Origin of the sequence: Janthinobacterium sp. 1_2014MBL_MicDiv, assembly GCF_001865675.1 — a bacterium.
Taxonomy (GTDB): domain Bacteria; phylum Pseudomonadota; class Gammaproteobacteria; order Burkholderiales; family Burkholderiaceae_D; genus Janthinobacterium.
The window spans coordinates 4,306,689-4,319,586 of sequence record NZ_CP011319.1; the positions used below are offsets into that span (position 1 = coordinate 4,306,689).

The 12,898-nt window shown below is 61.5% G+C and carries 16 protein-coding genes; 8 read left to right on the forward strand and 8 right to left on the reverse strand.

What is annotated here, in order from left to right:
* Window positions 1-3 precede the first annotated feature (3 nt).
* The 3 genes from fdhD to YQ44_RS18635 all read left to right on the forward strand — a co-directional run bounded on the left by fdhD (window position 4) and on the right by YQ44_RS18635 (window position 3,512).
* A complete protein-coding gene (gene fdhD / locus YQ44_RS18625; protein WP_071324656.1) occupies window positions 4-849 on the forward strand; it encodes a formate dehydrogenase accessory sulfurtransferase FdhD in 846 nt (281 codons plus the stop codon).
* Window positions 850-987: 138 nt separating this feature from the next.
* Window positions 988-2,481 carry a metal-dependent hydrolase family protein gene (locus tag YQ44_RS18630; protein ID WP_071324657.1) on the forward strand — a complete coding sequence of 498 codons (1,494 nt, stop codon included), beginning with the start codon at window positions 988-990 and terminating at the stop codon, window positions 2,479-2,481.
* Between the two features lie 59 nt (window positions 2,482-2,540).
* Window positions 2,541-3,512: a ribonuclease Z gene (locus tag YQ44_RS18635; protein ID WP_071324658.1), complete on the forward strand. Its 972-nt coding sequence runs from the start codon at window positions 2,541-2,543 to the stop codon at window positions 3,510-3,512.
* A 19-nt stretch (window positions 3,513-3,531) separates the two neighbouring features.
* Here YQ44_RS18635 and YQ44_RS18640 read toward each other — a convergent pair whose 3' ends face one another.
* Together YQ44_RS18640 and YQ44_RS18645 are read right to left on the reverse strand one after the other, a co-directional pair.
* Entirely contained in the window at window positions 3,532-4,272 is a 741-nt protein-coding gene (locus YQ44_RS18640; RefSeq protein WP_198043754.1) for a hypothetical protein, read from the reverse strand.
* Between the two features lie 178 nt (window positions 4,273-4,450).
* Window positions 4,451-5,107, reverse strand: coding sequence for a tetratricopeptide repeat protein (locus YQ44_RS18645; RefSeq protein WP_071324660.1), 657 nt, complete (start codon window positions 5,105-5,107; stop codon window positions 4,451-4,453).
* 164 nt (window positions 5,108-5,271) lie between these two features.
* Between YQ44_RS18645 and YQ44_RS18650 the strand changes: the two genes are divergently transcribed.
* Window positions 5,272-5,931, forward strand: a complete 660-nt coding sequence (locus YQ44_RS18650; RefSeq protein ID WP_071324661.1) for an XAC2610-related protein — start codon at window positions 5,272-5,274, stop codon at window positions 5,929-5,931.
* Between the two features lie 34 nt (window positions 5,932-5,965).
* Window positions 5,966-6,436 (forward strand): GNAT family N-acetyltransferase, encoded by a 471-nt coding sequence (locus YQ44_RS18655; protein ID WP_071324662.1) that lies wholly within the window; start codon window positions 5,966-5,968, stop codon window positions 6,434-6,436.
* 3 nt (window positions 6,437-6,439) lie between these two features.
* On the opposite strand, the gene YQ44_RS18660 is transcribed toward YQ44_RS18655, so the two are convergent.
* Entirely contained in the window at window positions 6,440-7,057 is a 618-nt protein-coding gene (locus YQ44_RS18660; protein ID WP_071324663.1) for a TetR/AcrR family transcriptional regulator, read from the reverse strand.
* A gap of 248 nt (window positions 7,058-7,305) precedes the next feature.
* Here YQ44_RS18660 and YQ44_RS18665 point away from each other — a divergent pair, with 248 nt between their 5' ends.
* A complete protein-coding gene (locus YQ44_RS18665; RefSeq protein ID WP_198043991.1) occupies window positions 7,306-8,451 on the forward strand; it encodes an MFS transporter in 1,146 nt (381 codons plus the stop codon).
* 10 nt (window positions 8,452-8,461) lie between these two features.
* On the opposite strand, the gene YQ44_RS18670 is transcribed toward YQ44_RS18665, so the two are convergent.
* The 5 genes from YQ44_RS18670 to YQ44_RS18690 all read right to left on the reverse strand — a co-directional run bounded on the left by YQ44_RS18670 (window position 8,462) and on the right by YQ44_RS18690 (window position 11,124).
* Complete coding sequence (locus tag YQ44_RS18670; protein WP_198043756.1) at window positions 8,462-8,956, reverse strand: prolyl-tRNA synthetase associated domain-containing protein; 495 nt, start codon at window positions 8,954-8,956, stop codon at window positions 8,462-8,464.
* Between the two features lie 71 nt (window positions 8,957-9,027).
* Window positions 9,028-9,231 (reverse strand): DUF3079 domain-containing protein, encoded by a 204-nt coding sequence (locus tag YQ44_RS18675; RefSeq protein ID WP_071324665.1) that lies wholly within the window; start codon window positions 9,229-9,231, stop codon window positions 9,028-9,030.
* A 142-nt stretch (window positions 9,232-9,373) separates the two neighbouring features.
* The gene (locus YQ44_RS18680; protein WP_232250939.1) at window positions 9,374-9,832 is read right to left on the reverse strand and encodes a hypothetical protein; all 459 of its coding nucleotides are present in this window, start codon (window positions 9,830-9,832) and stop codon (window positions 9,374-9,376) included.
* Between the two features lie 141 nt (window positions 9,833-9,973).
* Window positions 9,974-10,552, reverse strand: a complete 579-nt coding sequence (locus YQ44_RS18685; protein WP_232250940.1) for a GNAT family N-acetyltransferase — start codon at window positions 10,550-10,552, stop codon at window positions 9,974-9,976.
* A 110-nt stretch (window positions 10,553-10,662) separates the two neighbouring features.
* Window positions 10,663-11,124, reverse strand: a complete 462-nt coding sequence (locus YQ44_RS18690) for a GNAT family N-acetyltransferase (protein ID WP_071324667.1) — start codon at window positions 11,122-11,124, stop codon at window positions 10,663-10,665.
* 1,061 nt (window positions 11,125-12,185) lie between these two features.
* Here YQ44_RS18690 and YQ44_RS29080 point away from each other — a divergent pair.
* Together YQ44_RS29080 and YQ44_RS28345 are read left to right on the forward strand one after the other, a co-directional pair.
* A complete protein-coding gene (locus YQ44_RS29080; RefSeq protein WP_156894907.1) occupies window positions 12,186-12,464 on the forward strand; it encodes a hypothetical protein in 279 nt (92 codons plus the stop codon).
* Between the two features lie 51 nt (window positions 12,465-12,515).
* Window positions 12,516-12,863, forward strand: a complete 348-nt coding sequence (locus YQ44_RS28345; RefSeq protein WP_198043759.1) for a hypothetical protein — start codon at window positions 12,516-12,518, stop codon at window positions 12,861-12,863.
* Window positions 12,864-12,898 lie beyond the last annotated feature (35 nt).

Here is a 12,898-nt window from a genome sequence, read left to right on the forward strand (position 1 = left end):
AGCATGGAATGCGACATCAGCACCACCGAGCGCGACGGTTACCTGGAAGTGCCCATCGTGCGCCATCAGGGCGGCGCGGCCACGGCCGGCCGCGACGTGGTGGCCGAGGAATATCCCGTGGCCCTCGTCTACAACGGCATCGCCCACGCGGTGATGATGGCGACGCCGCGCGACCTCGAGGAATTCGCCGTCGGTTTTACTTTGACCGAAGGCATCGTCGGCAGCGTGCGCGACATCTACGACCTCGATGTGTGTTGCGGCGAGGACAGCGCGGAAGTGCGGCTGACCATCGCGCAGCCGGATTTGATCAAGCTCAAGGGACGCCGCCGCGCACTGGCCGGGCGCACCGGTTGCGGCGTGTGCGGCATCGAAAGCCTGGCCCTGCTGGACCTGGTGCCGGAAAAGATCACGCGGCCCCTGCCGCCGCTGGTCGCCAGCAGCGCCATCATCGGGCGCGCCGCGCGCGAGCTGCTGCCCTGCCAGGAGCTGATGCACAAGACGGGCGGCGTGCATGCGGCCGCCTGGTGCACGGCCGAGGGCGCCATCGTGAAGGTGTTCGAGGACGTGGGCCGGCATAACGGCCTGGACAAGCTGATCGGTTACCTGGCCCTGCACCGCATCGCCATGCATGACGGCTTCGTTTTCCTGTCGAGCCGCGCCAGCTATGAACTGGTGCGCAAGTCGGCGCGCATGCATATCCCGCTCGTCGCCACCATCTCGGCGCCCACCTCGCTGGCCATCCGCATCGCGCGCCAGGCCGGCATGCAGCTGGCCAGTTTTTGCCGCCGCGACGGCTTTGTCGAGTACACGGCGGGCGACGGGGAAAATAGCGGCCAGCATGCACCTTGAGTGGCCCATGCTACATTCTTTGCCGTAAAGCAAGTGCACGCTTGACTTGATGCCGCCAGCCGCTTCCAATGGTCATGGTTTCCACATTAACCTTGCCCGTGCCAGCGCACGGCGCGGCAGCGATGAAAGGATGGCGCGATGGCCCAGGCACAGCAACAGCATCTGGCGGACACCTGGCACACGGGCGGCATGAAACCGCGCGCCTGCGACTGCGGCGGCACCGTGTTTACCATCCTGCACCAGCGGGTGATGGCGGACATGCGGCGCCGGCAATTTCTCGGCGGCGCGGCCGCCATGCTGGCGCCGTTCATCGGCCTGTCCGCCGGCCATGCCAGCGCCCAGCAGCCGCAAGTGCAGGATCGTCCCTTGCTGCTGACCAATCTGCGCCTGTTCGACGGCACGGGCAAGGCGCCCCGCTCCGGCATCCACGTGCTGGTGACGGGGCCAACCATTACCGCCCTGCTGCCGGCCGGCGAAAAGGTCGAGGGCGCGCGAGTGATCGATTGCCAGGGCAAGCTGGTGATGCCGGGCCTGATCGACGCCCACTGGCACACCATGCTCGCCGCCATCAACCAGGTGACGGCCATGACGTCCGATGTCGGCTATCTGTACCTGGTGGCGGCACAGGAAGCGCGGCGCACCCTGCTGCGCGGCTTTACTGCCGTGCGCGATCCGGGCGGCCCCGCGTTTGCATTACAGCGCGCCATCGATGAAGGCATCGTCGACGGCCCGCGCATCTTCCCGTCCGGCGCCATGATTTCGCAAACCTCGGGCCACGGCGACTTCCGCCTGCGCTCGGACATCCCGCGCGCGGCGAATGCGCCGCTGGGCATGGCGGAAACGGCGGGCATGGCCATGATCGCCGATGGCGAGGCGGAAGTGCTGCGCCGCGTGCGCGAACAGCTGATGCTGGGCGCGACGCAGATCAAGATGATGGCGGGCGGCGGCGTCGCGTCCATGTACGACCCGCTCGACAGCACGCAGTATTCGGAGCGCGAACTGCGCGCCGGCGTGGAAGCGGCCGCCGACTGGGGCACCTACGTGATGACCCACGTCTACACGCCGAAAGGCATACAGCGCGCCATCCGCGCTGGCGTGCGCAGCATCGAGCACGGCCAGCTGGCCGACGAGGAATCCGCCCGCATGATGCGCGACACGGGCACATGGTGGAGCTTGCAGCCCTTCCTGCAAGACGCGGACGCGAATGTGTATCCCGATGCGGCGCGCAAGGCCAGCCAGAGGATCGTATCCGAAGGCACGGTGAAGGCGTATGCGCTGGCGCAAAAGTACGGCATCAAGACGGGCTGGGGCACGGACATCCTGTTCAACGCGAAAAACACGCCCACGCAGGGGCGCCAGCTGGCCAAGCTCACGCGCTTTTACGATCCGCTCACCCTGCTGGCCCAGGCGACGGGACAGAATGGCGAATTGCTGGCCCTGTCCGGACAGCGCTCGCCCTACCCCGGCACCTTGGGCCGTCTGGCCGCGGGCGCCCTGGCCGACTTGCTGGTGGCCGATGGCGATCCGACGAAAAACCTCGATTTCCTCGCGCAGCCGGAAGAAAACCTGCTGCTGATCATGAAAAACGGACGCATCTACAAGGATAGGCTCAGCGCCCCACTGGCGGGCTGAGGGGCTGGCGCACCGGCAAGTACGTTGGCAAGCACGGCTGCTTGCCGCATAATGCGCCCATGTTCAAACTGACCTTTCTCGGCACGTCTTCCGGCGTGCCCACGCGCTATCGCAACGTCACGTCGCTGGCCCTGCAAACGACGCACAACCGCGACTGGTGGATGATCGATTGCGGCGAAGCGACGCAGCACCGGCTGCAGCGCATCCCCCTGTCCGTGCACGACCTGGTGGGCATCTGCATCACCCATGTGCATGGCGACCACAGCTATGGGCTGCCGGGCCTGCTGGCCAGCGCCTCGATGACGGGGCGCACCAAGCCGCTGCTGCTGATCGCCCCGGCCGCCATCAAGACGTGGATCGACGCCACCCTGCTGCATACGGAACTGTTCCTGACGTATCCGCTGATCCACATCGACGTGGACAGCGCGCCAGTCGTGCATGAAGAAGCAGGCTTGCGCATCGAGCGCCACGCGCTGTCGCACCGCGCACCCAGCGTCGCTTATCGTTTTGCGCTGGAAACGAGCAAATGGAAACTGGACAAGGCCGCCCTGCAGGCGGCGGGCGTGGCACCCGGTCCGGCCTGGGGCCTGCTGCAAACGGGCCACGATGCGCGGCTCGACGACGGCACGCTAGTGTCGGCGGCAACGTTCCGCCAGCTGGAAACGCAGCGCGCCACGGTGGTGATCGGCGGCGACAACGACACGCCAGCGTTGCTGGCGGAGGCTTGCACGGGCGCACAATTGCTCGTGCATGAAGCCACCTACACGGAAGCGATGCTGCAGAAAGTGGGGCCCGGCCCCACGCATAGTTCCGTGCAGCGCGTGGCGCAGTTTGCCGAGTCGAACGGCTTGCCGAACCTGATCCTCACGCACTTCAGCGCCCGCTACCATAACCCGGCCGGCATGGCCGAGCTGGAAGCGGAAGCGCGGCTCCATTATTCCGGCCAGCTGTTTTTGGCGCGCGACTTCGACAGCTATGAACTCGATGCGGCGGGCGTACTCGGCAAGCTGGATACGCCGCACGGCAAATAAGCGGCGCGGGCCATGGAGATTACTCCGCGTCCGTGCGTTCGGCCGCCTTCCCCGCCGCCGCATTGACGGCCACCGCCGTGGCATTCACGGAGGTCGTGGCGGTGGTCACGCTTTTTGTCACCATGCGCGTGTAATCGGCCACATTCACGCCCGCCTGCGTGGTATAGCCGCTCACATGCTGGCCGACTCTCACCTTGTTCACCGAGAAACCCGATTTGAGCATCCGGCCCAGCGAGGCGATCACGATGGCCAGCAGGGGCAGCGATGCGAACAGCAGCAGCAATTCGCTGAATGGATCGCTTTTGCGCGACAGCCACGCCGTCAGGAAAAGACAGAACACGCCATATGCGAGCGGGCTATACAGGGGATGGTGGATTTCCGGCGCCAGCGCGGCGATAAACACGACGAGTATCAAGGCCGCCTTGAATGCGATGGGCAGCAATACCTGCAATGCCGCCAATACGCTGGTCAATGCATACAGTATCAGCAAGACGTCGGCGATCCAGCCGACGACGGGAATGAAAGCGCACAGCATCAATATCCCGATCAGCAGCAATGATCCCGCGATGCCTTCCAGGATGGCGACCCGATTCCGGTACAAATGCGCCACCAGCGATAGCAGACAGGTTGCGGCGGCCGTAATGGCGGCCAATGGCAGCCGGTCTTCCTTGCCCGCCGCGTAATACAGCAAGGCATAGGGAAAAACCAGCAGCATTAATATCGAGAGCCGGAAACCGCCCGCTTTCTTCAGCACAGTCATATGATCCATCTTATATATAGTGAGCGGCACGGTAGCAATGCGCGAAGCCGGCCTTGCCGGCTTGTTGTTCGTGACCAGGCAATTCCTATATTGTAATTCTAAAAATTTCTCAAAGGAAATATTTATTGGATAATAAGTGGGTTTCCGGGGAATTGAATAACCTTGCGGCAATAATGAATTAATGCGGATCGGTGCCGTATTGCGCCGCATAGTCGGCGGCCAGCGCGCGCGCCGCCTGCTGCTGCGATGGCGTGAGTATTTCCAGCAACTGGTCGCGGTTCTTAATCGATTGCGCGCTGCCCGCCTCGGCCGGCATGGCGATCCACGCGTACGCCTGCACATAGTCGAGTTCCACGCCCTGTCCTTGCGCATACAGCAAGCCATATTCATTCTGCGCCGACAGTGAACCGGCCTCGGCCGCCTGCTTGTACCAGAAGGCCGCCTCGGCATAGTCCTGTGGCACGTCGACGCCCTTGCGGTATGCCTGCGCCAGGTTGAATTGCGACTGGCCATCGCCCGCCTCCGCCGCCTGGCGTCCATACGCGAGCGACTGCGCCATGTCTTGCGGCACGCCATCGCCGCTCGCATACATCAGGGCCAGGTTGGCCAGCGATGGCGGAAAGCCCGCCTGCGCGGCAGCCGTAAACAGTTCCACGGCTTTCCCCAGGTCCTGTTCCACGCCATGGCCCTGGTAATACAGGCTGGCCAGCAAATGCTGGCCGGCTGGATCGCCGGTTTTTGCCGCGGCGTCGAATTGGCGGAACGCTTCCGCATGATTGCCATCGTTATAAGCGAGGATGCCCGCTTCATTAAAGGATGCAGCAGAGACGATCATAAAGACTCCTGGAATGGGGAATGTCGGGCATTGTACACAGCAGCGTGGCAGCGGAATGCACGATAGGGTATGGTGTGGCGCCGGGCCGGAATCATGCAGTATGATCTTTCACCGCCCGATGCAATCCGGCGTTTTATCGAATCACCCTGCCATGAATCCTGTCCATGAAACTGATCGCCCTGCTTTTATCCTTGATTGCCACGTCGGCTTACTGCGAAACGCTGCATCTGGAGAAAGCCGCGACGGGCAAGGTGCGTCAAAGCGTGCAGATTCGCTATGCGGACCACGATGAAGTGCAGCGTTATCGCGTCAATATCCAAGGCGCGTGGATAAAGGGCAGTTGCAGCAGCGCCGGCATGGGCAATTTGCAGGCCTTGCTGCTGGATATGAATTTTGACGGCAATGCCGACCTGTGGGTCACTGGCTACACGGATAGCCAGGGGCGCATACGCTGCTCCGATGTGTGGCTATGGGATACGAAAGCGGGGAAATACCGCTTCGACAAACCATTATCGGCCATACCGAATCTGGAAATCAGCATACCCGCACGGCAAATTGAAGGCGGCATTGGCAATTGCGGCTGCGCGGCGCAATGCTTTTATGAAGACAGGTATGCGTGGCGGGAAAATATATTAACGACCATCGCCCGGCGCGAACAGGATTGCGAACGCTATCGGGAATATCGCTTGAATGAAAACAATGACCTGGTACTCATCAAGGATGAAATCATCGATACCGGCAAGCCAGATCGACGGGAAAGTGAAAACAATACCTTGTATGACTGGCGAAACCATGCGCAGACCATGCGGAAATCCGGGGAATGAATTTACCGGACCCTCTTCACCAATTAAACCAGACATGACGACACATCGAACATCCATTACCTTTCATGCCGCCAATGCGGACGACACGGCCGCGTTCACCGAATTGCGCGGCAAGACCCGGCAAAACGCCGTTTCCCAGGAACGCCTGGCGGAAGTGGGCATTACGGCCGACTCCTGGGCGGAGATGATGCGCTCGGGGAACTTGCCCGGCCACGTCTGCCATCGCGACGGCCAGCTGGCCGGTTATTGCTTTGGCGACCGCGACACGGGCGAAATCGTCGTCCTGGCGCTGCTGCCGGACTGCGAGGGCCTGGGAATAGGCAAGACCTTGCTGGCACGGGTCATGGCGGAGCTGCGCGCGCAAGGCCACGCACGGCTGTTCCTCGGCTGCTCCAACGATCCATCCTCGCGCTCGTACGGCTTTTACCGCTACCTGGGCTGGACGGCGACGGGGGAAACGGACAAGTATGGCGACGACGTGCTGGAATTCCGCTTTGCCGCCTAGCGTCTAGCCAGGTACGCGGTTGGCATCCCACAGCCGCATCAGCTGGCTGATCGCCACATCGAACACGGGGTAGCCGATGCCGTCGCGCGCCTGGATGGACAGGCCCGACAGGAAAGCATCGAAGACGGCCGCGAACGAGGCCGCGTCCATCTCCGCCGGCAATTCGCCGCGGGCGATAGCGCGCCCGACGCAGCGCACGAAACCGGCGCGCGTGCGCGCGCGCGACTGCGTAAGCGGCGCGGCCACGGCCGCATGTTCGGCCGTCGGCGCGCTCATGCAGCCGAGCGCCACCATGCAGCCGGGCGGATGCCCCGGCTCCGACTGCATGCTTGCCGACTGGCGCAAGGCCAGCTCGACCGCCTGCCGTGGCGCCAGGCCATCGTCCCACAAACATTCCGTCACGCGCGCGTACGTGTCCAGGTAGCACTGCGCCGCCTCGCGGAACAGCGCTTCCTTCGAGCCGAACGCCGCATAAAAGCTGGGCGCGGAAATGCCGCCGCCCAGACCCGCCTTGAGCTGGTTCAAGGAAGTCGATTCGTAGCCCTGCTGCCAGAATAAAAACATCGCCTGTTCGATCGCCTGCTGCCGGTCAAACGTGCGCGGCCGTCCCATTTGCGCCATTCCCCACTCCTTTTCCTTAGCCACATACATACTACTCGATACAGAAGTCGTTGACAACGCGCCCCCGCTTCGCCTATATTTGTACCGAACGATACATATGTACCGCCATCACGGTCATGGGCATGCCTGCGCCCGGCCGCCTCGTAAAATCTCTAAGGATATTTGCCTTGAATCACGCCACTCTCACCGCCGGAGCCAGCCATGCGCCGGCCGACCGCCTTCCCGTCTCGGGCCTGCTGGCCCTGGCCATGACAGGTTTTATCTGCATCGTCACGGAAACCTTGCCCGCCGGCCTGTTACCGCACATCAGCGCCGGGCTGGACATCAGTGCCGCGCTGGCCGGGCAGATGGTCACGGCCTACGCGCTCGGCTCGCTGCTGGCGGCCATTCCCCTGACCATCGCCACGCGCGGCTGGCGCCGCCGCAACGTGCTGCTGCTGACCATCATCGGCTTTCTCGTGTTCAATACCGTCACGGCACTGTCGTCGCACTACTGGCTGACACTGGCGGCGCGCTTCTTTGCCGGCATGGCGGCCGGGCTGGCCTGGAGCTTGCTGGCCGGCTACGCGCGGCGCATGGTGGCGCCGCAGCAGCAAGGCCGCGCCCTGGCGCTGGCCATGGTGGGCGCACCCGTCGCCCTCTCGCTGGGCGTACCGCTGGGCACCCTGCTCGGCTCGCTCGTCGGCTGGCGCGCCGCATTCTGGATCATTTCCGCACTGACCCTGGCCCTGATCGCCTGGGTGCTGGCGAAGGTACCGGACTATCCGGGCCAGTCCGCGCATGAACGCATGCCCTTGCGCCGCGTCTTCACGACGCCGGGCGTGCGCCCCGTGCTGGCCGTCGTCATCGCCTGGATGCTCGCGCACAACATTCTCTACACCTATATCGCTCCGTTCGTGGCGCCAGCCGGATTGACGGCGCGCATCGATCTGGTGCTGCTCGTCTTCGGCGCCGCGGCCATGGCCGGCATCTGGATCACGGGCAAGCTGGTCGAGCGCCACCTGCGTGCCACCGTGCTGGCCAGCCTGGCCACCTTTGCCGCGACGGCCCTCGTGCTGGGTGTCGCGTCGCACTTGCCTGCCGTCATCTATGTCGGCATGACCGTCTGGGGCTTGAGCTTTGGCGGCGCGGCCACCCTGCTGCAAACGGCGCTGGCCGATACGGCTGGCAGCGGCGCCGACGTGGCGCTGTCGATGAACGTGGTGGCGTGGAATGGCGCCATCGCGGCAGCCGGCGTCGTCGGTGGCGCCTTGCTGGAAACGTGGGGGGCGAGCGCCTTTCCCTGGGCCATGGCGAGCTTGCTGGCGTTGGCCTTCCTGATCGCCTGGTCGGCCCGCGCGCACGGCTTCCGGCCGGGACGGCGCAGCGGCGGCGCGCCCGTGGCCGGGCATTGAGGCGGCGCCTTTAATTAGTCGCCGGCACCGTCACGATGCGGGGGAGATGTCCCGTATGCGCGAGGAAACGGCGCAGGGCGGCATGCGACAGCGCCACCGTGGCCGTGTTACGCAGCGGATGGGCTTGCATGTATGCGGCATCCCACACGGCCTGGTCGAGCACCAGCTCCACCGCATGCGCGCTATCGTGCAGCAATGCGAACAGGCTGACGGCACCGGGCGCGATGCCCAGGTGCTGCAGCAGGCGCTCGGGCGAGGCCATGCTGAGCTTACTGGCCGGCAACAACTTTCCCAGCGCCGCCAGGTCGATGCGCTTGTCGAAGGGCACGATGACGAGAAAATGCCGGCGGCCCTTGTCGTCGCGCACGAACAGGTTTTTCACCATCAGGCCGGGCATGGCCGGCACATGGATGAGCGCTTCGTCTATCGTATGCACGGCCGGATGCTCGACGATTCGATAGTCGCCGGCGCTGCTTGCCAGCCAGCGGGACAGGGATTCTTGCATTGCCATTTCAATCAACTCGAACAAGTGCGCGATGGACGATTGTAGCGGGTCGCTGCACCGTTCGCCTGCCATCATCGTTCTGGCTTGATCTCCGCTTCCTCCTTGTCGGCCGCCGCCAGCCCCCAGTCATTCCAGCCTTCGCCAAACAGCTCGACCGGATGCTGCGTGCGCTCGGAACCATTCCCGCAGCGCATGGCGTCCGGCGGGCAATACTTGTCGCAACCCCAGCAGATGCGCTCGGGGTTCTTCGGATGCAAGGGGAACGGTTTGGCCATGGGGAGGGGCGACGAGGTCGATGAAAGTATCTCGACAACTGTAGGCCGGGCGCCGGGGGCGGTCAAACGAATTTCGACGGAGAATTTTTCCGGGATCAATTCCAGGCAAATCGGTGGCATGCAAATGGTATGGCGACCGATCTCACTCCCTGCCCCGGCTGCCGGAAATGGCCACGTCCAGCACGGTTCGCGCATAGTGAATGCCGCCATCGGCAGCCGGCTGCGCCTTCAACTCGTCCAGCACGTAGCGAATCGCCACCGTGGCGCCGGCGATGAACAGCTTGCTATCCCGCTTGTGGTTCGTGTAGATGCTTTCCTCGACCGTCGAGCCATCGTCGAGGCGCAAGGTAATGCTGTTGACTTCATCGCCGCGGCGGCTGTCCTGGCCGGCGAAGTAGCTTCGTTCGATGATGCCCGTCACCGTTTGCGTCTGGATGCGCCCGGTGCGGATGCTTTCCCACCATGCGTCGGAGGCGAACAGGCCATGGCTGCCTTTCAGGCCGAAACGGGGCTTGCCAGGGTCGAGGGTGAGGGCTTGGGTCTTGGCGATGCGGGTCGGGTCTTTTGCCAGCGCATCGGTGAGGGTATAGACAGTTTGCATGAAGGTGCAGGATCTCTTGAAAGCGGTCAGCATAGCGTATGCGACGACGATGCCGGGTTTGAAGGCGCCGCCTGCGCCCCGCATCCTCATCGTATTCCACCCGGATTTTCAAGGCCGGGATCGCGTGCACATCCCTTCCTCTCAACGCTTGCGCCTGACGACGTAGGCATTGCCAGCCAGTTCAAAATCGAGCGTCGGATAGTAGGACATGGCATCGGGGGCGGCAAGCAGTATCAAGGATACTTCGTCGCCGATGATTGCCTGGGTGCGTTTGACCAGCTCCTTGCCTATGCCCAAACCCTGGTATTGCCTGTTGACGGCCAGGTCCGAGAGATAGCAGCAATACGCATAGTCGGTCAGCGAGCGCGACAACCCTACCAGCTCATTATCCACCCATGCCGACAGCAAGAGGCAAGGCGCGGCGAACATGCGCGCAATTCTCGGGAGATTGTCGGTCGGCCGCTTGATTCCAGATTGATCGAAGACCCGGACGACATCCACGGGATCAAGAGGAAAGTTATGACGATATTCGACAGTGATATTTTTCATTGGTTCAAAGGTGTAAGGCCGCGCGCATGGCGTTTTGCGTTGAGGATCTGAGCGCAGGGGATTTCTCCGGACATTGCTCGTTTCCGCATATTCATAGTATTTAGTATCGCCGTTACGAGGATAAGGGAATATCCCCCGATGCGATAGTATAAGCAGCGGTGCGCTCAGCATGGGGACGCATGCGACATGCGCGAGAGTTCCGCACCTTTCAATACCAACAAGCTGTTTTTACTTCAATTTGTATCCGAGTAGCAGGCCTGTAACCGCCACGCATCTGACGCTCATTCAACCGCCAGGAACTTCAGGAAGCGCTGGCCTTCATACTCCAACTCGCCATCAAATGCGAAGCCGATTCTTGCAAAACCACGCCTGCGAGTGCGGCTGGGCGGCAACAGGATACTGACCGGGCCAATGCCCAGCTCTTTCCGGCGATGCATGAAATGGCGCACCAGCGCGGGGCCATGTCCCCAGAATCGAGGGAGCAATACGAGTGCGAGATCAGCTTCGCCCCCTTCCTTCTGGAAACCGCCCCAGCCAGCAAAAGCGCCATCAATCCGGATCGACCACGGCCCATAGCCATTCGCGTGCCACTGCGCATCCTTGCCTTTCGCCCATTCCATCACAGCGTGCTCCGTCCAGCTGTCGCTAGCGAGCGGCATGTGGCGGATGACATCCCGGTGGTTTAATAGCGCGCGCCATTCTTCGCCGGGAATATCGGAGAGCGCGTGGAAGGTGAAGGTCATGGCCGTCTTGTCAGTTTAAGGAGCATGGGATGAACTGCGGCTCAACGCCATTAGAGCACGTAGCGCCCTTATTATCGTGCCACGAAAAGTACTTCATCACCAGTGAAGAGCAAGGGCGGTGGACTCGGGATTGCTGACCGTAGACGGGATTGGCGCAGACGGGACAGTTCCTCCCTCGCGGCGTTCGCAAGAGTATGGCGGGAAAGTCAGATGGGGAGCGATAATCCTGCCAGCAAACGATCAAGCTGTCGGCAGGCTGTGTGAGAATGTACGAACTGGAAATGTGGAACCCGCCATATTTCCATCTGATATGGAATAAACTTGGCAAGGATGGCAAATATGTTGCTACCGTTACGATGGAATGAACGTGTGTACGCCTCCCTTATTGCCTCCCTTTTTCTTGTTGCCGGTATCTCATCGGCATTAGCGAGCACGCTACACGAGGATCGGACGCGAGGTGACATACATGGCTTGTTTGAGATCAGGGATGCTGCTGTGAAATTTATTGCAGCAGAAAACCTCAAGAATGGAACAGGGTGGCAGGCTCTGGAGCCGAACCGGAAAATTCTGGTTGCCAAATGCGCGCTACCTTTACGTGTGAAATGGGTTCCGAAGAGCCATGGCCTGTCCGGACCTCATGTTGCCGTGATCTGTTCCAGGACCGTCAAGCCCGCGCCACTAGATAAATGGGAAGTATTCGTGCCAATCGCCGAGGGACCGCTCGCGCATACATGATGGCATCGCGACCATGATGGAGTGCACGCGATTTCCACGCTTCCTCATCCGGTACTGGCCGTCGGTGCCCTGTCGAATGGCGATGCAAGACAAGAAACGCCAAGCCACTTGCGCCTGGTTGTCGCGCGAAGCGGTTCAGCTGCAGCCTGCAGGCTTTTTGCTGGGACAAATCCTGTTCGCTCACAAGGGAAGTATCGGGCCAGCCGAGATACTGGTCCGGGTCGAGTATCATCATTCTCCGCTTTCGTCATCGGGCTAGGGGCAACGCCGCATGAACGGAGGTCCATCGGCATGTATCGCCAGCATCGAAGTCGACAGCAGCAAACTTGCTGCCGGAATTCCCCTCTCCCGGCGATGGCGGCCGGCATCCCATCGGCACGCCCGATGCGCCAGGGAAACGCTCGTCCAGTCTCATGGCGAGGTCCACAGAAATGGTCTGCGTGAGCAATGCAGAACTGCTTGCGCTCAGCAAAATGCTGTTCGATTTGATCGCCACGAAGCGCGGCGTAGCGCGAAAACAAAGTCCGCCGCACGTCGCCGAACCGACCGCACAAAAAATCGTTCAAGGCATGTCAAATTGCAGAAAAATATACTTCATTTCATAAAAGCAATAAAGTAAAATTATTATTTATGAAATTTATTGGAATATAGGGATTATGAAATTTTCCTCGAAACTATCTAAAATAAGCATTTGTCTGCTTTTCTCCATGTTGAGCGGCAGCGCATTAGCTGGCTGGACCACGGCCAAGATATCATCCATCGTGGTCTATGAAGATGGCGATGTCGTTTATATCATTCCCGAAGGAGGCGTAAAGAATGCCCCTGCATGTCACGGTTCCAACGGCGACTACCTCTCATTTTCCTTAAAGCGTCCGCGTGCAAAAGAATATTACGCCGGCTTGCTTGCTGCCTATCTTGCCGGAAAAACTGTCAAGTTAAGAGGCGCAGATGTCTGCAAGGATCAATCGTTTTCTGAAACTCTCATGTATTTCGAGCTCACTTAAATTCAGTTGCGGCGGCCACGTCCGACACGGCCCTT